Below are 20,193 nucleotides of genomic sequence, written 5' to 3'. Positions count from 1 at the left end.
GTATGAGTGATGAAAAGAAAAATTGGACTGGGAACATCCATTTAGGTGCAAAAACTGACCTGACTGTGGTGCTCAACCAATTATGTAAGGCGTTTAATAGCTCTCCTTTTTTTAAGCATAGTGGAATGATTATGCGTGTGGTAGATGGCCACATTGAAGGCTATATCGAGATGCAACCCAACCTGATTGGTAATCTGGCATTTCAGATTTTGCATGGCGGCGTTGCTGCAACTTTGCTCGATAGTATTGGTGGAATTGTGGCAATGGAACACCTCTATCGCCGTTCGACTCCTGAAACTTTAACCGAAACCATTAAGCAAGTATCACGCTTGGCAACTGTCGATATGCGTGTAGATTATTTGGCTCCGGGACGCGGTAAGTATTTTATTGCACGTGCGGAAGTGTTACGTTTAGGTCGTAAGGGCTGCACTATGCGTATGACGATGGTCAATGATGAAGATAAAGCCATCGCAGCAGGGATTGCTTCATATGCCTATTAGGCGATGAATTGAACCATTTTAAAGCGCCATGTGCGCTTTTTTTAGTGCTTAAAAAGCTGGAATTTTCATAAAAACTTTGAGATAAACATTAATTTAATTAGAACGAACGCATGAGTTATATTTTTTTATTCTCATATTGTGAGGTTTTAGCGTTAAAATTGACTGCTTTGACAATGCGATATGTCTTGTTTATAGAAAAATAAAAACTCTATAACAAGGTGTAGTGCGAGATTGATGGCAAAGCCAACTCATCTTTAGGAACATACCATGACTGATGCACAAAGCAATGTACAAGAAACAGTGCCAACAACATCTGCCTCGGATGACAACAACCAAAACAAGCGCAAAAAATTTCTTGGTTTTTTTGCGCTGATTTTATTGATCGCCGCTATTTTGTATGCAATTTGGGCATTATTTTTAAATCACTCTGTAAGTACAGATAATGCCTATGTCGGTGCAGAAACCGCGCAAATTACCTCAATGGTGAGCGGTCAGGTCGCTCAGGTTTTGGTAAATGATACTCAAACAGTTCATCGGGGTGATGTGCTGGTTCGTATTGATGAACGTGATGCCAAAATTGCATTGGCTCAAGCTGAAGCAGAACTTGCTAAAGCAAAACGCCAATACAAACAAACTGCGGCAAACAGTAGCTCTTTAAACTCCCAAGTTGTGGTTCGTGCTGACGAAATTAACAGTGCCAAAGCACAAGTTGCACAGGCACAGGCTGACTACGATAAAGCTGCTTTAGAACTCAACCGCCGTACGCAGCTTGCTGCCTCTGGTGCGGTATCTAAAGAAGAACTCACCAAGGCACAAAGTGCAGTGGAAACAGCTAAAGCAGGGCTAGAGCTTGCTAAAGCTGGTTTAGCGCAAGCGTCTTCGAGCCGTAAAGCTGCTGAAAGTACTTTAGCTGCTAACGAAGCTTTAATTCAGGGTGTAAGCGAAACATCGACTCCGGATGTACAAGTTGCACAGGCTCATGTTGAACAAGCACAGCTTGATTTGGAGCGTACCGTGATTCGTGCGCCAGTTGATGGTGTTATTACGCGCCGCAATATTCAAGTTGGTCAACGCGTTGCACCGGGTACCAGCATGATGATGATTGTGCCGCTGAACGAGTTATATGTAGATGCGAACTTTAAAGAAAGTCAGTTGAAAAAAGTCCGTCCGGGTCAACCCGTGACACTGACTTCAGATTTATACGGTGATGACGTTGAATACCACGGCAAAGTGGTAGGCTTCTCTGGTGGTACAGGCTCTGCCTTTGCCTTAATTCCGGCTCAAAACGCAACAGGTAACTGGATTAAAGTGGTTCAACGCTTACCGGTTCGTATTGCACTTGACCCGAAAGAACTTGCTGAACACCCATTGCGTGTTGGCTTGTCGATGGAAGCAAAAGTCGACTTATCTGCGAAGTAAACGCTTATGAAAACGCAAACACCTTTTGCCGAGTTAAGCGGTGGTCGTTTACTACTGGCAGCGTTTGTTATTGCCTTGTCGAACTTTATGGTCGTACTTGATACGACCATTGCCAACGTCTCTGTACCACATATTACCGGTAACCTTGCCGTTTCAAGTACACAAGGGACATGGGTTGTTACGTCCTATGCAGTTGCAGAAGCGATTTGTGTACCTTTAACAGGCTGGCTTGCGGGCCGCTTTGGAACGGTACGGGTCTTTATCTTTGGTTTAATTGGCTTTACGGTCTTTTCTTTCCTGTGCGGTCTAGCAACATCGTTAGAGATGTTGGTATTTTTCCGTATTGGACAAGGTCTGTGTGGCGGTCCACTTATGCCACTCAGTCAAACCTTGCTTATGCGTATTTTCCCTCAGGAAAAACATGCACAGGCTATGGGGCTATGGGCAATGACTACCGTCGTGGGGCCAATTTTAGGACCAATTTTAGGCGGTCTGATTAGTGACAACTTGTCTTGGCACTGGATCTTCTTTATTAACTTACCTGTCGGTATTGTCTGTGTATTAGCAGCAATGCGATTGTTAAGAGTGGCTGAAACAGAAACCATTTCTTTAAAAATTGATACGGTTGGTTTAGGACTGTTAGTACTTTGGATTGGTGCGCTACAGCTTATGCTCGACTTAGGGCATGAACGCGACTGGTTTAATAGTACCAGCATTGTGGTGTTAGGCTTAACTGCTGCCATTGGCTTTGTGGTGTTCCTGATATGGGAACTCACCGACAAACACCCCGTGGTAGATGTCAAAGTCTTTAGGCATAGGGGCTTTGCCATATCGGTACTGGCCTTGTCACTTGGCTTTGGCGCATTCTTCGGCAGTATTGTATTGATACCGCAGTGGCTGCAAATGAACCTTTCTTACACTGCTACGTGGGCCGGATATTTAACCGCAACCATGGGCTTTGGTAGCTTGACCATGTCACCAATTGTGGCAAAGCTTTCGACCAAACATGACCCACGTGCACTTGCAAGTTTCGGTTTAATTTTGCTGGGTATAGTGACCTTAATGCGGGCATTCTGGACTACAGATGCCGACTTTATGTCACTGGCCTGGCCGCAAATCTTGCAAGGTTTTGCTGTACCGTTCTTCTTTATTCCACTGTCCAACATTGCGCTTGGTTCAGTACTCCAGCAAGAAATTGCATCTGCTGCGGGTCTCATGAACTTCTTAAGAACCATGGCAGGGGCGATTGGTGCTTCAATTGCAGTGACCGTGTGGGACGACCATGCCAAAGTTGCCCGTAGTGAAATGGTATCAAACCTGAACCCAACTGAAGTACAAAATAACCTTCTGCAAAATGGTTTTACGACTGATTCGACCTTAGGAATTATTTCTAACCTTGTCGATAAAGAAGCCATTACCATGTCGGCAAACCATGTATTTTTGCTGTTTGCTATAGTGTTTGTCTTTGCGGGGTTAGTGATTTGGCTGTGTCCAAAACCCAAACAGGTCAGCGGCATGCCTTCTCACTAAACATAAAAAAGCATCTCTTCGGAGGTGCTTTTTTTAGGCTTACTAAAAAAATGAGTGAATTTATAAATAGCAGATTTCGCTTACATTTAAAGAAATAAAACATGCCAGAATTGGGCAAATCAGTTATAAAAGAATGTGATATCAAGCAAGGAGGCACAACACAGGGCACAGCGTAAATAGCCTTAATCATTTAATATTATTAAAATCTTATTTTTATCAAAGATTAAAAAAACGTAATACCTGAAAACAAAGAAGCTTGCATGGCAATTGCATGGATAGGCAGGCGTATATATTGGAGTTATCACGTGAATAAAAGATATTCATTTTTGTTCAGTAGTTTATTAGCAGTCGGTTTATTACAAGGATGTGGAGATGACTCCTCGTCAGATCAGCCCAAGGATGATTCAAATACAACTCCACCCAATTTAATTATTGATAATGACCCAACCAGTTGTAGCAAACTGGCACAAGATGGTTCAAACGTGGTGGTCGGTTCAAACCAAAATGGTGACCCCGCCGCGCCAGAGGGTGCATCGGGTTACAAACTTGGTAACACTGTTAAATACGCAGATAAATATATGGTGGTGGCAAATACACCACTCGCGGTAAAAGCAGGTTGTGATGTTTTAAGAGCAGGTGGTAGTGCAGTCGATGCAGCCGTAGCGGTACAAGCGGTGTTGGGTTTAGTCGAGCCACAGTCGAGTACCATTGCTGGTAGTGGCTTTATGATGTATTACGATGCCAAAACCAAGAAAGTCACGGCTTATGATGGCCGTGAAACCGCACCAGCCGCAGCCAATGAATATTATTTAATTCGCCAAGATATATATGACCCAAATTCACCAGCACCTGTACCAAGTGCGCGCCGTAGTGGTCGTTCGATTGGTGTGCCGGGTGTGATGCGTTTGCTCGAACAAGCGCAACAGGAACATGGCAAACTTAAGTGGAACCAGCTTTTTGGCGAAGCGATTGGTTTGGCTGACAACGGATTCCGCATTCCGGGGCGTTTGGCAGATGCCATTGCAAGTAATGCCAGCAGCTTAGCGCTTGATGCAAATGCAATGGCGACCTATTTCTACCCAGATGGATCACCACGTAAAGTCGGTGAGACCATGACTAATAAAGCCTATGCAAAAACCCTAGAAGCACTCGCTTCACAAGGCGCAAATGCACTGCACACTGGCCCGATTGCGCAAGCCATTGTGGCAAAAGCAGGCCAAATATTAGGAGATGACCCAGCAAAAACTCCAATTACTCCAAGTTTGATGACTTTGCAGGATTTATCGAACTATCAGGTGAAAAAACGAGACCCGATTTGTACAACGTACCGTGACCGTTACTATGTATGTACCATGCCGCCTCCATCTTCGGGAGGGATTGCAGTTGCGCAAACGCTGGGTATTTTAGAAAATTTTGATATTTCGCTTTATCCACCTAAAAACCCTGAAAATGAAGGGGGTGTGCCGGATGTGATGGGCGTGCATTTAGTGTCTGAAGCAGAACGTTTGGCCTACGCCGACCGTGACAAATATGTGGCAGATACTGACTTTGTGGCTTTACCAGCACAGGGTATTGCAAGTTTTATTGATAAAAATTATCTGAAACAACGTGCAGCACTGATTAACCCTAACCAAAGTATGGGCGTTGCACCAGCGGGTAATTTCAACCCAGCTTCGGGAGTCGACACAACTGTTGAACACGGTACAACTCAGTTCACGATTGTAGATGCCTATGGCAATGTGGTTTCAATGACATCGACTGTTGAATCGAGCATGGGTTCATTCCATATGGTGGATGGCTTCTTGCTGTCGAACCAGTTAACTGACTTTAGCGCGAACCCGCTAGACAGCACGGGAACACTGGTTGCTAACCGTGTGGAAGGTGGCAAACGCCCACGCAGTACCATGGCGCCAACTTTAGTGTTTAAAGGCACCACGCCAGATGAGTTTTATATGGCAACGGGTTCACCAGGTGGCGGTACTATCATTCAATATGTGGTTAAAACGTTGGTGGGGGCGCTGGACTGGAACTTAAATGCACAGCAGGCCACTTCGCTTGTGAATTTTGGTGCGACCAATAGCAAAAACACCAATGTGGATAGCTCGAATGTGCAGCTTTCTTTGCTTGATTTGATTGAAGGCTTAAAAGCAAAAGGACATGGCATTTCTAACACTGCGCAAACCAGCGGTATTTCAACGATTATGAAAGTAAATATAAATAATCAAAGTAAATACGCAGGTGGAGTAGACCCACGCCGTGAAGGTATTGTGTTAGGTAATGGCGCTTTATAGACTCAACTTTAAAAAAGCTGTCATTTTGGCAGCTTTTTTATGTGGCCCTTGAAAAAAACAAAAGGGGCTCAATTATGTAAATATGTTCATCAGTAGCAGACTGTTGATAAATTGCACAGCATTTTATTTTAGTTATGCTATGATGTTCAGACATTCATGGGGATGTTATTGGCTTCGACGCTGGTGATGAAACTCATAGATGCATGCCGAGAGCGCATTTTCTCTCGTAAATCAAATTTGCATATTTTAGTCGCAAACGACGAAACTTACGCTCTAGCTGCCTAAGGGCAGTTTGTCCGCTTCCTAGAATACTTGTGGTTTAGGAACCCGACCGTAGCGCACGCACACAAGTCCGTATAGAGTCAAGCCTCGGGGCTTTATACCAAACTTAGAGGATCGCAACTTGTACCCTGTTCGTCGGGTCACAAGGTGTTAAAACAATAGACGATATCTAAGCATGTAGTATTCTCGAGCGTAGTGCTGGCGGACGCGGGTTCAACTCCCGCCATCTCCACCAAAATACTTTAAATAAATCAGCCACTTAATGTAAGTGGCTTTTTTATTGACAGGTTTTTGACAACTTCTAGTTTGCTTTAATTTTTACTTTCTAGTCTGATCTTTCATTTATTAAAAAAAGTATTATGGGGTTTTATTGATCAATAATGATTCGAGTTTTATTTTCTGGTTTCATACTTTTGTTATTCTAACCTCGTCTAAATATATGGTATGAAAATAATTTTCTGTTTTGAATATTCTTATAAATAAAGTAGTTGTTGTCTGAAAAGATGATGAGTTAAATTGGGGGGAAATCTAGAGCTTTAATTTTTTAATGAGTAAATTCCTTTAGAGATTTTGGATGAGTTCAATTGCCATTACCATGCCACAAGCTGTAAGAAATACAGATGATAGAGCTATTGTTAAAATCGGCCTTTTTCCTTTTCTAAAATACGACAACACATATTGATATTAAATGAACTATTGGCACATACAACTACACCCAGACTCAAGATTAGACGTTGATACGCTAAAAGCTATACTTATGAAAAAACAAGTTATAGGTATGGGTGAATATTGGGAAGACAAAAAAGGAAATTCAGTAATTGATCCTAAGCTTTTCAAAAATGATATGAAAATTGACGATGTTGTGATGGTTCGTGATGGAAGTACGCCAGTAGCATTAGTAAAAGTAAAGGGTGATGCTTATATAGAACACAATACAGACGATGAATTTGATTGGTTCAAACTTAGAAGACAAATTGAAATTCTTGGTTTTTACGAAGAAGATGAGAAAAATCTTCTTTATCAGATTTTAACAGCTTATGGTAAAAGTCATATACAAGCGCCAGGCACTTTAACCTGTTGTAACGGGTCTAATGCTACAAATAATTTTATTGTAAAGTGGTATAAGTTAAGGACTTATAAGAGACTAATGGAAAATATAAAACTGTCAGAAGAGCGACAAACTCACATCAAAGTACTTTGGAACAAATTTAAAAATGAAACGAAAGAGGAAGAAAAAAAATTTAATAAGGACGAAGTTGAGAAATTAATTTCTGAATGGAAATTATATAAGCATAAAATTTTAAATGACACATTGAGTTTGGATGACTACACAAACATTTTAGGAAGTTCCACAGCAATAATGCCCGGCGGATATTTATGTAACTTTTTAGAACGAACCACGAGAATTGTTTTAGGTTCTTCAAAGCCTGGTACAGCATTCAATTTTGAAGTGAAATTGAATGATGACAATTCTACTTATCATATCAAAAGTGTAAACAAGTCAAATGCTACTCGACAAGACGCGGAACTTTATTTTAATGAAAAAATAAAAGGTTTACTGAAAAGTATTGTCTCAAAAACTGATCCGTTAGAAAAAATATATTTGATTGAAAATTCAAATTACAGTGCCAAGCAAGTTTTAATGAAACTAGCTGTATTGGATAATTTATCGGACTTTCTCTATATCTACTCTACACAATGGTTAGAAGAATTATATAACGAGTTTATTGATAGTGATGCTGAAGAAATCTTTAGAAAAAACCATCAAGTTTGTCTTGTAGCAAAGAAACTTTTAGACGTAAATGAACAAGACAAAAACGAACTTGTTTTGCTTTCACGTTTCTTATGGCGTTTTGTAAATTCCAAATCGATTGCAGACACAAATAATCCTAATGTTATTCTTTATGGGCCGCCAGGAACAGGTAAAACATTTTCTGTAAAAAGTAGTTTAGATTTTGTTTGTCAAGGTGATACTTCAAGATATGAGGTTTTACAATTCCATCCATCATTTACTTACGAAGATTTTATTGAAGGTATTAAACCAAAAGGCGTTTCAAAAGATGGAAATATTCGCTTTGAGTTAGTAAATGGTATTTTTAAAAACTTTTGTATCAAAGCGAAAAAGCACCCTGAAAAGGATTTTTATTTCGTCGTGGACGAAATAAACCGAGCAAATCTTTCAATGGTTTTTGGCGAAACTTTATCGCTATTGGAAAAAGATTACCGACAAGATACTGAAAATAAAAACCTGATTCGAACACAATATTCTGCGCTAATTGAAGATTTGATCAAAGAGGACAATAAATTTAAAGATTTAGCTTATGAAATTCACAACAATGAAGTGAAGTTCGGAGTTCCTAAGAATGTATTTTTTATTGGAATGATGAATGATGTGGATAAAAGTATTGATGCTTTTGATTTAGCACTCCGTAGACGTTTTAAATGGATAAGAAAAGATTGTGATTACGAAGTAATTGAAGAGGAGACACGTTTCAAAGGAAAAGATCAGTTCAATAATATTGGACTGTATGTCAAAGCCTGTGAAAAATTGAATGACTATATTTCTAAAGACTTAGGTTTGGGAAAATCATATGAATTTGGTCATTCATTTTTTATGAAGATTAGCGATATTGCTAAGCGTAAAGATATTACAAATAATAATATTGAAATTTTATTTAACTTGTATTTGCGACCAACATTGAAAGAATATCTAAGAGCCGTATTTGTGGAAAGCGAATTGGAAAGTAGGTTAGATGAAGCGTTGAATAAGTTCAAAGAAACAATAAAATGAAAATTAGTATTCCAGTCAATCATAATTTTTACGAAGAAGCCCCAATTTCAAACTTAGGTAAAGCTTTCGGAGTAAAACAGTCAAGCGTAAAAAACTTGCAAGAAATATTTTCGTCTGTTTATGAATTAAAACTTGGTGCAGAACAACTAAAACAGATCAAAGTATTTCATTTCAATAGCAAACGTATTTTTGAGCAAGATGAAGAACGTCTAATTTTAAAATTATATTCAAAAGAAAATGAAAAAGAAAAAAAATACTTTATTCAAACTGGTGTATATGCTGGAGTGCTTTTTTACAAAGGTTGTAAAATTAATATTACAACAAAATATGGCGACACTTTTCTAAAACGTATGCTTAACTTCGTAAATGATATTTACGTTGACAATGAGCCAATACAAGCAAAGGCAGATGAAACCGAAAATCAGTTCTTGTTTATTATTGCTCATTTATTTATTCAGTCATTAGAAAAAGCGGTGGTTTTAGGTTTGCCACAACAATACCAAAAACAGCAAGAGCGAAGTCAAAAAGTAAGAGGAAGTATAAATTTTAATGATTACTTAAAAAGAGATATTCCATTTCAAGGAAAACTAACAACAACTTTCAGGGAACGAATGTATATTCAAGAAATCATTGATGTTTTATATTTGGCATTAAAGAAATTAGAAAGTGTTTTCGGCAAAGAAATTCACAGCCGTTTGCTTGGTTTAAGTCAATTTTTAAAACAACAATATTCTGGTCGTTTTGCGAGTTACGAAACAATACAAAGAGCCAAAACATACCAAACTATAAACAATCCAATGTATCGTGGTTTCAAAAAAGTTTTGGAGTATGCAGAAATAATTTTATTGAACAAAGACCTAATACCCGATAATGATAAGAAAAGTTTAGAGACAATAGGTTATTTGTTTGATATTGCAGAATTATACGAAATTTATCTTGAAAAACTTTTGAGTAGAAACTTTCCTGAATGGTCGGTAAGTGGACAAGTTGATATTCCAATTTACAAACAGCAATTTTATCGTAGATCAATATTTCCAGACTTAATAATGAAACATAAGGAAACAGGCAAAATTATTGTTTTTGACGCAAAATTTAAGAAAATGGAAATGCAAAATAATGACATTGATAGGTCAGATTTACATCAAATACATTCTTACTCGGGTTATTACCAAAATAACTTAATAGCAAGTGGTTTGATCTATCCATTATCAAAACAATTAGACGTTGAGAAGTCTTACTCTGAGACTTTATACGGTAACAATAATAATGATGTGTTATTTATAATAGATGGAATTTATGTTCATGAGAACCAAACAATGGATGATCTAATTGAAAGTGAAGATATATTTGTAAAACGAATAGCAGATTTGATAGGCAAAAAAGACATAACTATTTAACAAAAGTAACATCCCTATTTCTTTCTTGAAGAGCGTATTTAGAAACTCGGTAATTTGTAGTTATTATACTGCATTAACTAAAGCTTCTCTAACGATGTTTATTTAGGTATTTGTACAGCCAATCATGGAAAGGATAAACAGAGGAGCACAGATAAATTTAATATAAGTTCTGCTTGCCAACTTTATGTGTATCTCTTAGATAGTTTCTTTTCAAAGAGTGATTTTAGTCATATATATCTTACAATTTTAGAAATTTTTATTGAATAACATGCATTTAAGTATTTTATCTCCCAAAGATACTGCAATATATTTTGTTATCTATTAATATGAATTGGTTAGGTTTAGATGGTACCCAAAATATATCTGTTACTTAACGTTTTTAATGGGATGAGTGGGAGGAATAATAATCAGATGGCAACATTACAAGAATTGCATAAAAATAGGGGAAATCCTAACTTATCTCATTGGAAAACCCGAAAGCTTTTGACTATATCGGAAGCTGCATTGTTAACTTGTGGCTTTGATCCCTTAGAGTTTGATCATTTAGCAGATTATCCATTACGTGATGAATTAAGATCAAGACAGCCTATAAATTGGCAACACGTCCTAATGTTAATTACATCTATTACAGAAGCAGTTTGCACACATGAAATAAAGTCCCCTTATGTTGTTTTGGAGCTTCCTTATGCAGATGATTGGAAAATTGAAGATCAAATAAAGGTCAGTTTCGCAGATGAAATGTATTTAAGAACCACCCTAACAAAAATACATAGAGAAGAACTATTTAAATGGCTTAAAAATAATGGGTATTTTCATGTGCATCAAGAGCCAATTACTATAAAATTTGATCAAGAAATATATCAACATCCCGAATCAATCCAAAAAAGTAATGTCATTTTATTGCCTGAACCTACATATACAACTCCAGCACTAGATGCACTTTATGGAGTGATAGATGAATTTTGGAAAAATTATGATCCTGATAATAATCAACCTCCACCAAAGCAAAATGTTGTAGCAAGTTGGATAAAAACTAATTATCCGGAAATTCAAGCAAATGATATATGTATGTATATAGACAAAATTTGCCGTCACCCCAAAGCAAAAAAAGGTGGAAATATTAAACTTAATTCATCAAATAATATGAAAGGTGTTACACCAAAAAAATAATTAAAATCAATATTTTATTTTGGTGTTGTGGCAAATTTTTCACATTGCTATGACACCTTTGTTTGTTCCTGACCCCAATATATTTCTGCTTTGATTACTCCATCAAATATCATTGTATGGAGTTAAAAAATGCAACTTTTCCGAGTTATTTATAATCAAAGATATGAACCTCTACGTATCACCTTTGATGAAAGTCAAAAGCCTTTATTCTGTTTGACTGATATTTGTAGAGTACTGAATATCATAAATCAAAAATACTTTAATTTGAATCAAGAGGAGATTTATAAAATTTATTTTTTTATTAATGGAATTAGTCAACAGCTTACTTTTATTAACGAGAAAAATTTTTACAAAATTATATTTGGATCGAATAAAAATGAAGCATTATATCTTCAGTCATGGGTATGTAAAGAATTATTACCTTTAATTAGAAAGAATAGTGTATATATATCATTGGGTGCTAGACAAAATGCTTTTGATGAATTTAATAGTATTTGTATGGAGGAAAAAATATCAAAAGAAAGAGCAAAATTTCATAGCTATGGCATGCTTCGCCGTAAAAGAGAAAAACATATAAATGCATTAAAAATTAATACATGTAAAATTAATCTGCAGTTGGCTTTTGATTATTTTTTTGAAGAATAAATAGTTGAATTTTACTCATTTTAATATTTATCAAAAGTACAAAGCCCACTTGAGATAGTGGGCAATACATTTTATTATTCATTTTTTAAAGTTATGGAAAATTAAATATTTTGAAATTATTAATTAATTTAAACAATATTTTATATTATTCTTTGATATTAAAAAGCTAATCAGCTATTCTAAAATTTTATGTTATAAAATAATGGATTGTTTTTGACAATAGATTGGAAGAAAGAAAGTATGAAAAAAGCTGGAGTGTTAATTTTAATTTTTATAGCATCAACAGCTTTTGCTTTTGATTATTCAATATCCTCTGATACAGTACGAAAAAAATTTCTTGATCAGTATGAAAAGGATCATAATAGTTTAAATAAGCAAGAGGTTTTTTTAGCACCGAAAGTTAAGCCTAACTGGCCTTGTCCTATATCTAAAGAAGAACAATATAGGCTTGTTAATTTATTGCAAAATGATTTCTTAGATCAAAAAATAACAAAAAAACGCTCTCATAATTTCAAAAAATCATCTGATACACAAAGTTCAAAAAAAATTAGTAATGTTCAAATTATTCCACTAAAAGTCCAGTGTATGAATGGAAAGATATTAGGAGATATTGAGCTACGCACAGAATATGATATTGAACTTAATCAATCTATAAATAGTTTGTCTCATAAGACTAACCTAAGGTCAAAAATTCATAAAATAACTTTGAGTCGTGGAACAATTAAAGATGGCTCTCTATCAGGAATAAGTAAAACTTTTATTCAGTATAAAACTTTGAATTTTAAAGATAGTGAGAAACCTTTGAATAACGCTTTTATTACTCTAGAGCTTAATTATAAAGATTCGTTAGGAAACAAAGCACTATTTATACAAGATAAAAAATTGAATGGAGTTGACTATAATTTGCGTAGTGCTTTTATTTCGACGATTGATAAATATCACACACGAAAAATAACTTATATAAATAATCAAATATCTTCAATCGAGTTCTTTAAAGATGGAATTCCAGATGGTGATCAACTTGGTTATATAATAGGGAACCAAGAAAAGATGAGCTTAATTCAAAATGCTTTCCCAGCCATGCATCCTAAACTAGTAAAAATTAATGGTAAAGATTTTATAGAAACGCATCTATGTATGCAAAATGGGGTAGAAGTAGATAGATTTCCATGCGATATAAAGAATTGAATTTAATCGTAATTAAACAAACTTAATTGTTTAAAATGAATAGAAATCATTGCAACACAAGTTAAAATAGAAATTCTAAGCACTCATAAGTTTTGGAGTGTTATTGAAAGTATGTGGGGACATACTCTGAAATTTGGGGAAATTTCAAACGATGATTACTCCGCTGGGGAGCGGTTAAAGAAAAAGGGTAATCATCGATTCTTAAATAATTTATAAGATTTGGTTAGATTAAATGAACGACTTGATAACGAGATATTTAAATAATCTGGGGCAGTGGCATGAAGTTGCGCTGACAATGACTAAAGCGATAGTTGCAATAGGGGTGTTGTGCTTAGTTGTGTATCTTTTAACAATTGGCTATATCCCGTCGGAAATTAGCTTTGGTGATACACTTATTTTTCTACTGATTTTTGCTGCGTTCTCTATTGCTTACGCTGTATTAGGGTTTATGCTATTTTTCTTTGGCACATCCTTAGCTCCAGTGACATATCTTGTCTTAAGCTGGGTTGATAAGTATTTACCACCCCATATTAGAATTGGGAAAAAACTTCCTTTTCCAAAAATTAATATTATTACGTTAATTGGCTCTCTTTATCTTTTATACGTTATTCACGGCATATTTTTATTGCATTGGAAAGTCAATCTATACATAGGCATTACCGTATTTTTTATCGCCTTTGCGTATTATCCTTTTTACATGAATCGGCAGAAGATTAAAGAATTTAATATAAAATTTGAAAATCTAGCAGATATTGTTGATGATCCTGATGCTAGTGAAAATCTTAAAGCATTCGCAAGAAAAAAATTAAAGAGATTAGAAACACATGTTAAAGATAGCTTAGAAATAGCTTTTTTTATTAGCTTGACTCCGCTTGTACCCCTGATCCTTATTAGTGATGTTGGTAAAGCATTCCTAAATTATACTATGCAAAATACTGGGGTAAGAATAGAAAAAGCTACCTTATATATTAAAGAGCCTTATGCCAATTTAATTGAATTACCAAAAACGACTACTAAAGAACTGAGTCAGTATAAAACCTTTATTTTTAAAGATGTTAAAGTATTATTTCAAGGCATTGGTAAAAGCACTTTAGTCTCTTACAAAGTGAAAGATATTGAAAAGCAGATTGTGATTCCTAATGAATATATTACCGTAGAGCGAATTCGTAAAGTCAATAATTAATGTAAATTTCTCTGCCTTATAATAAAGAAAAACTTAATAAAGCTGGCTAATTTTTTTATTAAAATAATCAGAGTTAGATGGCTAAAATTTAGTTACTGTTGCTAAATAATATTTTTAAGCAGAAATTAATTCTAAAGACACATTGCTTTTATTTTGTGCAAAATGTTATATTTTTTGATAATTTAAAAACTTTAACAAATCTACTACATTTTGTAAAAAGGTCATGATATGCAAGCTTATTTTCACTTTAACTATGTTATTAATACTAATAATTCAGAAAAGTATCTTTTTGATTTAAAACCTTTTTTTAAAGCTTTCACTAATTGGAAAACTAGTATCACTATTGCTAAAAGATTAGCAAAAGGTGATCAGAAGCTTTTTCTAGTACCAGTTCCTCATGCTAAAAATTTCTATTTATTTATCAGTACCAAAACAAATGAGGCATTTCAGAAAGTTACTGCAAGTGAGGAATCAATTGATACGATTGATCTTTTAGAAGATCTGAAGAAAAATGAACAAAATGCGAATGTAGGTTTTGCAGCTTATATACTGTTTGATGAAGAAAGAAATTTATTTGTCTATGCAAGCAGACAAGGTGCACCGAGCCTGCCTGTATTTAAAGACTATGTTAATGCTATTTTACCTCAGATTGGTGTAGGTGGTTTTGAGTTTAAAATGGTTGAGCTAGAACATAATATGGATAAGAAGGATGCCGCTGAATTGCCTTATATGGGTAGTACTACTATTCGAGTTGATAGCTTAAACCCTTTATATAATCTTATCGCTGAACATTTATTTCCTGATGCAGATGATAAAAAAGATGTAGAAGAAATTGAAATTACACTTAAGCCAGCGCATAGACAAAACATCCGTTCTTCAGTACGTAGTGCTATTTTAAAACTTAAAGAGCAAGGTTTGGTTAGTATCCGGATAAACGGTAAAAAAGATGGGGAAATGGATAATAAACAAAAGCAATTTCGTGTTACAGAACTTGGTCCAATAACAGCAGAGTTGGACAGTATAGATAATGATTATATCTATAAAGAAATGCAGAGACTTCTTGATGAGAATATCTTAGTAGCTGAAAAATATGATAGTCAAGTTGCTCATTATAAATTTTCAGATGAAGAGCTAAAAGATCTAACTCGTTTTTATGAAGTTGATGAGTGGAGTAATCATTAATATAAATTAGTTGATATTTTATTTTTCAAAATTTAATCGGGATTTATTCTATAAGCTTATTCCATTGAGAGTGGGCTTATAGTCATTGATTTTTGCCCATCTTTAATTGATAGACACCTATGTCCTCCCCCCAAGGCCCCCGTGCCACAACAGAACTTTAATTTTTTGCGCTGATTTAAAGTAATCCACCATTGCGACACAGAGATAAGGTAGCTAAGCCAAACGCTTAGCCCATGTCTTCTTTATCGCACCGCCGCATCACACTAAAAAAAGTAGGGGCAAAGTCCTGTGGGAGAGCAGGACTTTGCAAACTGACATGTTCTAGGCGTTGCATGAGCTTATGCGAATACACTTGTTCAAGCCGTTGGTAAATACAGTCGCAACTTGCTATGGTATGTCCACCAGACAGGCAAATTTTTTCAAACTCCTGCTGAGTGTGTATGTCACAACCCGAAACGCTGTAATCACTTACAACAAGGCCTAAAACCAAAATAGTTTTATAAAATTTCATATTATTCTCGTGATGATTTGGGGATATCTCAATGAGAAAAAATAAATCGCTATATTCTAAGTTTTAAAATCATTTTTTAGGATGTAGTTAATCCGCCTATAAAATAAGGAAAATAAAATGATTAAAATTTTAAAATAAAAATAATTTATAAATTAAAAACTTTACATAATGGAAATGCTAAGTTTTAAATAAATAAAAAGTTTATAGGGGAGAGGGGGTAAGTTTATATAGTGGCATGGTCAACTCCTTAAAATTTATGGAGCTCTACCACCAAAGATCACCGTCAATTGATTATGGTGGTAGAACGGAAGAGGGTTGACAGACTGGGCATACAAGCCAGCACGCGCAAGCGCGTCCCCCTCCCGTCCTACCTCAACGGTAAGGGGGAGTGCGGGTTGCGCACAAGTCTCATACTCAGGAGAGAATGTACCTGATACGCTGTATACTCGGTCTGTCAAAACCGACTGGCAATGTAGGCCAGCGAGACAATAATAATCATAAGTTTTTAATCGGTCAATTCAATTTAAATAAAATATTATAAAAAATTTAATTATTAAAAAATAATAATTGATTTAATTCATTTGTTTTTATTTTAGTGATTAAAATGGTTTGAATTATTATAAAAAACTTAATAAATTATATATTGTTATATTTTGTTTTGTAATTTAAGATTAAGTGAAGATAGTTTTTAAAATTAAATTATTAAAATTATCTAAATATAATCTTAACAATAATTAAAATATGGGGAGATAGCGATGACTATTTCTAGTAACGGAAAACTATTAATTCGTGTACCTAACGAGCATTTCGAAGAAATCAAAAATGTTCAGTTTAGTTATTCAATTTTCACCGAAAATTTAAAGCAACCTACCGATGGTTTGACTGGTTTAACAGGGGTTACAGAACCTCTGTTTCCAGATGAAGCAAACAATACCATGCTTAAGGGTGCATTAGATTTTACGAAAAAAAGCACTTGGCTATTGCATTCACCTACACAAAGAATTGCAATTAACCCATGGGATAAAGCTCATCAAATATATCAACAATATCAAGATGCTAAGTTAGCGGGCGATTTGTCAGATCAGGTCTATATTGAGCCAGATTTAGAACATTTCATAAGTACTAAAGAAAATGATGATACTCAAAGAAAATCATTAACTGTAGATGGAAAATCGACAGAGAATTATCCAGTAGAACCATTAAATACTCACTATCCACCCACCATGTCTAATTTAAGTAGCTTAGATTGGTATATTAAAAGAGATAACTTTGATAAAGCTTGGGCAGCAGGTTATTTGGGGCAGGGAATACGGATTGCCCATGTTGACACAGGCTATTCTGATCTGCATCAAACAAAACCATTGAATCTGCTGCCCGAACAAGGCTGGAACTATTATGACAATAATACCGATACGGTAGATCCGGGTAATCATTTAAATGCAGGCCATGGACCTGCGACATTAGCAATATTGGCTGGTAATAAAATAACCTTGAATATTAAGGATAACCCGTCTTTAACTTATAGTGGTTATATTGGTGGTGCGCCAGAAGCATCTGTTGTGCCTATTCGTATAGGTGGCGTAGGTGGTTCGGTTGCACATATCTATAGCTCTAATCTTGCTCAAGGTCTAAAGCATGCTTTGGGTACTTACAATACTGCAAACGGTCAATACTGCCCGCCATGTAATGTTGTCACTTTAAGTCATGGGGGGCTGCCAACAGCAAGTTGGGCCGATGTCACAAACCAATTATATGACCAAGGTATTGTTTTAGTCGCTGCATCGGGCGACAGCTATAATGCTGTAGTCATAGATATCGCAACACATTTTACGGTTTATCCTTCTGCTTTTTGGCGTGTGATTACGGCAACAGGAGTGACCTATGACAACAAACCATATATCACTAATGATGCTGGTGTTATGCAAGGCTCTTGGGGGCCTGATGCAGTCATGAAAAAAGCAGTTGCCGCCTCTACACCGAATGTCCCTTGGATGAAGTTGGGAAGTACTAATGGCTGGGCTTTAGATGGGGGAGGTACATCGGCAAGTACGCCTCAAATTGCTGCCGCTTGCGCTCTTTGGCTCCAAAAAAATAAAGCTGCGCTTGCTGCACTAGAAGGATGGCAAAAAGTAGAAGCTTGTCGTTTTGCTTTGTTTGGTAGTGTCGCAAATAAAAATCTTAATTTAAAACAAATAGGCTTGGGTACTTTAGATGTAAATGCCATGCTCGGTATGGATATCAATCAAATTGTTGCAAAAGTAACCGATCCAAAATTTAAAAAAATAGGGCCAGATAAAGTCTCTTTTCCGTTCTGGCGTTTACTGTTTGGTTTAGCTCCTCCACAATCGGGACGCGAGGAAATGTATGAGGTTGAAGCACATCAATTGCTTTATCGGTCAAAGAATATCGCGCTACAAAAAGCGTATGAGCAATATAGTGAAGCCAAAGATTTAAATGAAATGAGTCCGCAGCTTGTCCAAGACTTGAGAGAGCAATTTTTACAAGAGCCAGACATGTCGATGGCTCTAAGAAGTTATTTAGAAGCTAACTTAAATACTTAAATGATTTGATGATATATAACCAAACCAAAGCGTAAAAGTGTCAGCATAACGGTGTTTAAAACTTTATGATTGGTACTTTTACGCTTTATTGAGAACATAATTTTCAAAAAAAGCCCGATATTTTTCGGGTTTTATAAATCAATCTAGATGAGTATTGATGCTTTAAGTCGTTAGCCAACTCTTAAAATGTATAACGGTAATTAATAAATACACGGTGCTGGTCCCAATCTTTACGGGTCATGCCATTTATTTTTTCACCTAGGTTTGCATTTTCAAACTTTGACTCATAATGCAAAAATGAATAACGCACATCTAAGTTTTTTATCCACGGCAAGGCATAACTCACCGTAAAGTCAAAGTAACGCTCTTTACCCTCAATATCACTGCTGATGTTACTTTGGTGAGCGCCAAAGCCATAAATATACTTCGCTTCGGTTTTTAAACCTTTCACATAGTCTTTCCAGTTATATTTCAAGCGAAGGGCAATGGCGGTTTCATCATTATTGGTAAAGTCAGGGCCAATGGTCGCAGAGGTCGGAAACGGATTGGTGCCGTGGTCTTGCGTCAAAACCGAGTTACGGTCAGAGTGCACGGCAAAGTTATCTTCAATCCAAAAGCCATCAAACTTTGAAACGGCAATACCGCCTTCGAGGTTATTTTTGGCCACATTTACATCGACAAAATAACCATTCCCACGGTTGTTAATGTCTTGGCCTTTGACACAGTCCAGCTCGGTTTCGGCACCGCATTTAAACAGCTTGCCATCGTCACGCGAGAAAAAAGCCCCTGTGTTAAATGTCCACACCAAGCCATGAAAGGGCAGTTTATATTGAGCAATCGCCCCATACTTTTTCAAATAATCTTTGCTATTTAAATATTCGGCATTCACGCTCCAGTTTTTGTACTGATACTTGGCACCAAGCAAACCAACATAATCAATTCGCTCGTCATTCTCAGTCACAAACTTTTCAAAAGAGTCCATGCTGCGCGGTTTCCAGCGGTCATAATAAGCGATGTAAGTCTGTAGCTGATCATTTAGTTGAAACTGCCCACTCGCACCCGAAAAGGTGTCGGGCACAGCGCGGTTATTGGTGCTTTTAAGTAAAAGCGAGTCTTGCAACTGGCGACCTAATTTAATTTCACCTTTGTCACCCAGTTTTGCCTTGATGTAGAGCTGCCCTAAAGTTGCAAAGTTTTGATCGAGCTTGCCATTATTTTCGACCTCTAAAAGCTGAGCGCTAGGCTTGCCAGAGTCAAATAGCTTGGTGACTGCATAGAGTGAGCTATCCACCCCAAGCCAGTCCCACATGTACGGAGACTGATAATTTAACTCAAGCCCTAAGGCACTTTGTTCATATTCACTCGATGAAGGCGAAGGGTTGGCAAGCGTGGGGTGGGCAGTGCCTTCATCATTCCAGTAACGGGTGTTGAGTTTTAATTCTAACTTACCAAATTCTTGAGGAAGCTCTGCATAAGCGTTGCTTACACTGCCTAAACCAATACAGCCCCATAGCAAATATTTATTCATTTTAAATTCCTTTTT

General features: G+C 36.3%; 14 protein-coding genes and 1 other RNA gene. 13 read left to right on the top strand and 2 right to left on the bottom strand.

What is annotated here, in order from left to right; genetic code table 11:
- Positions 1–2 precede the first annotated feature (2 nt).
- The 12 genes from NE363_RS13965 (at position 3) to NE363_RS13910 (ending at position 15,578) form a co-directional block, all read left to right on the top strand.
- Positions 3–500: a thioesterase family protein gene (locus tag NE363_RS13965; protein WP_004703260.1), complete on the top strand. Its 498-nt coding sequence runs from the start codon at positions 3–5 to the stop codon at positions 498–500.
- 267 nt (positions 501–767) lie between these two features.
- Positions 768–1,919 carry an EmrA/EmrK family multidrug efflux transporter periplasmic adaptor subunit gene (locus NE363_RS13960; RefSeq protein WP_019456813.1) on the top strand — a complete coding sequence of 384 codons (1,152 nt, stop codon included), beginning with the start codon at positions 768–770 and terminating at the stop codon, positions 1,917–1,919.
- Between the two features lie 6 nt (positions 1,920–1,925).
- Positions 1,926–3,449, top strand: coding sequence for a DHA2 family efflux MFS transporter permease subunit (locus NE363_RS13955; RefSeq protein WP_004703256.1), 1,524 nt, complete (start codon positions 1,926–1,928; stop codon positions 3,447–3,449).
- A gap of 305 nt (positions 3,450–3,754) precedes the next feature.
- Positions 3,755–5,740 (top strand): gamma-glutamyltransferase, encoded by a 1,986-nt coding sequence (ggt, locus tag NE363_RS13950; RefSeq protein ID WP_445535303.1) that lies wholly within the window; start codon positions 3,755–3,757, stop codon positions 5,738–5,740.
- A gap of 158 nt (positions 5,741–5,898) precedes the next feature.
- Positions 5,899–6,257: a transfer-messenger RNA gene (gene ssrA, locus NE363_RS13945) on the top strand.
- 453 nt (positions 6,258–6,710) lie between these two features.
- Positions 6,711–8,813: an McrB family protein gene (locus NE363_RS13940; protein WP_069119677.1), complete on the top strand. Its 2,103-nt coding sequence runs from the start codon at positions 6,711–6,713 to the stop codon at positions 8,811–8,813.
- Positions 8,810–10,210 (top strand): McrC family protein, encoded by a 1,401-nt coding sequence (locus NE363_RS13935; protein WP_191110183.1) that lies wholly within the window; start codon positions 8,810–8,812, stop codon positions 10,208–10,210. Before NE363_RS13940 ends, NE363_RS13935 begins: the two co-directional genes overlap by 4 nt.
- Positions 10,211–10,621: 411 nt before the next feature.
- Positions 10,622–11,380, top strand: a complete 759-nt coding sequence (locus NE363_RS13930) for a hypothetical protein (RefSeq protein ID WP_191012735.1) — start codon at positions 10,622–10,624, stop codon at positions 11,378–11,380.
- A gap of 129 nt (positions 11,381–11,509) precedes the next feature.
- Positions 11,510–12,025, top strand: a complete 516-nt coding sequence (locus NE363_RS13925) for a BRO-N domain-containing protein (RefSeq protein WP_445535302.1) — start codon at positions 11,510–11,512, stop codon at positions 12,023–12,025.
- 240 nt (positions 12,026–12,265) lie between these two features.
- Positions 12,266–13,213 carry a hypothetical protein gene (locus tag NE363_RS13920; protein ID WP_191106890.1) on the top strand — a complete coding sequence of 316 codons (948 nt, stop codon included), beginning with the start codon at positions 12,266–12,268 and terminating at the stop codon, positions 13,211–13,213.
- Between the two features lie 232 nt (positions 13,214–13,445).
- Positions 13,446–14,396, top strand: coding sequence for a hypothetical protein (locus NE363_RS13915; protein ID WP_445535301.1), 951 nt, complete (start codon positions 13,446–13,448; stop codon positions 14,394–14,396).
- Between the two features lie 228 nt (positions 14,397–14,624).
- On the top strand, positions 14,625–15,578 hold the full coding sequence (locus NE363_RS13910; protein ID WP_445535300.1) for a hypothetical protein: 954 nt from the start codon (positions 14,625–14,627) through the stop codon (positions 15,576–15,578).
- 226 nt (positions 15,579–15,804) lie between these two features.
- On the opposite strand, the gene NE363_RS13905 is transcribed toward NE363_RS13910, so the two are convergent.
- The gene (locus tag NE363_RS13905; protein ID WP_445535299.1) at positions 15,805–16,089 is read right to left on the bottom strand and encodes a hypothetical protein; all 285 of its coding nucleotides are present in this window, start codon (positions 16,087–16,089) and stop codon (positions 15,805–15,807) included.
- 755 nt (positions 16,090–16,844) lie between these two features.
- On the opposite strand from NE363_RS13905, the gene NE363_RS13900 reads away from it, so the two are divergent.
- Positions 16,845–18,650, top strand: coding sequence for a S8/S53 family peptidase (locus tag NE363_RS13900; RefSeq protein ID WP_445535298.1), 1,806 nt, complete (start codon positions 16,845–16,847; stop codon positions 18,648–18,650).
- 181 nt (positions 18,651–18,831) lie between these two features.
- Here NE363_RS13900 and NE363_RS13895 read toward each other — a convergent pair whose 3' ends face one another.
- Positions 18,832–20,178 (bottom strand): OprD family outer membrane porin, encoded by a 1,347-nt coding sequence (locus NE363_RS13895; protein ID WP_445535297.1) that lies wholly within the window; start codon positions 20,176–20,178, stop codon positions 18,832–18,834.
- Positions 20,179–20,193 lie beyond the last annotated feature (15 nt).

Source organism: Acinetobacter sp. G18 (assembly GCF_052660225.1).
This window is presented reverse-complemented; position numbering and strand designations above follow the sequence as displayed.

What these genes read in the sequence shown, in the direction of transcription:
- NE363_RS13915 (WP_445535301.1), top strand. Translation starts at nt 13,446, where the DNA reads ATGAACGACTTGATAACGAGATATTTAAATAATCTGGGGCAGTGGCAT.
- NE363_RS13930 (WP_191012735.1), top strand. Translation starts at nt 10,622, where the DNA reads ATGGCAACATTACAAGAATTGCATAAAAATAGGGGAAATCCTAACTTA.
- NE363_RS13965 (WP_004703260.1), top strand. Translation starts at nt 3, where the DNA reads ATGAGTGATGAAAAGAAAAATTGGACTGGGAACATCCATTTAGGTGCA.
- NE363_RS13925 (WP_445535302.1), top strand. Translation starts at nt 11,510, where the DNA reads ATGCAACTTTTCCGAGTTATTTATAATCAAAGATATGAACCTCTACGT.
- NE363_RS13910 (WP_445535300.1), top strand. Translation starts at nt 14,625, where the DNA reads ATGCAAGCTTATTTTCACTTTAACTATGTTATTAATACTAATAATTCA.
- NE363_RS13900 (WP_445535298.1), top strand. Translation starts at nt 16,845, where the DNA reads ATGACTATTTCTAGTAACGGAAAACTATTAATTCGTGTACCTAACGAG.
- NE363_RS13920 (WP_191106890.1), top strand. Translation starts at nt 12,266, where the DNA reads ATGAAAAAAGCTGGAGTGTTAATTTTAATTTTTATAGCATCAACAGCT.
- NE363_RS13905 (WP_445535299.1), bottom strand. Translation starts at nt 16,089, where the DNA reads ATGAAATTTTATAAAACTATTTTGGTTTTAGGCCTTGTTGTAAGTGAT.
- NE363_RS13960 (WP_019456813.1), top strand. Translation starts at nt 768, where the DNA reads ATGACTGATGCACAAAGCAATGTACAAGAAACAGTGCCAACAACATCT.
- NE363_RS13895 (WP_445535297.1), bottom strand. Translation starts at nt 20,178, where the DNA reads ATGAATAAATATTTGCTATGGGGCTGTATTGGTTTAGGCAGTGTAAGC.
- NE363_RS13955 (WP_004703256.1), top strand. Translation starts at nt 1,926, where the DNA reads ATGAAAACGCAAACACCTTTTGCCGAGTTAAGCGGTGGTCGTTTACTA.
- NE363_RS13935 (WP_191110183.1), top strand. Translation starts at nt 8,810, where the DNA reads ATGAAAATTAGTATTCCAGTCAATCATAATTTTTACGAAGAAGCCCCA.
- NE363_RS13940 (WP_069119677.1), top strand. Translation starts at nt 6,711, where the DNA reads ATGAACTATTGGCACATACAACTACACCCAGACTCAAGATTAGACGTT.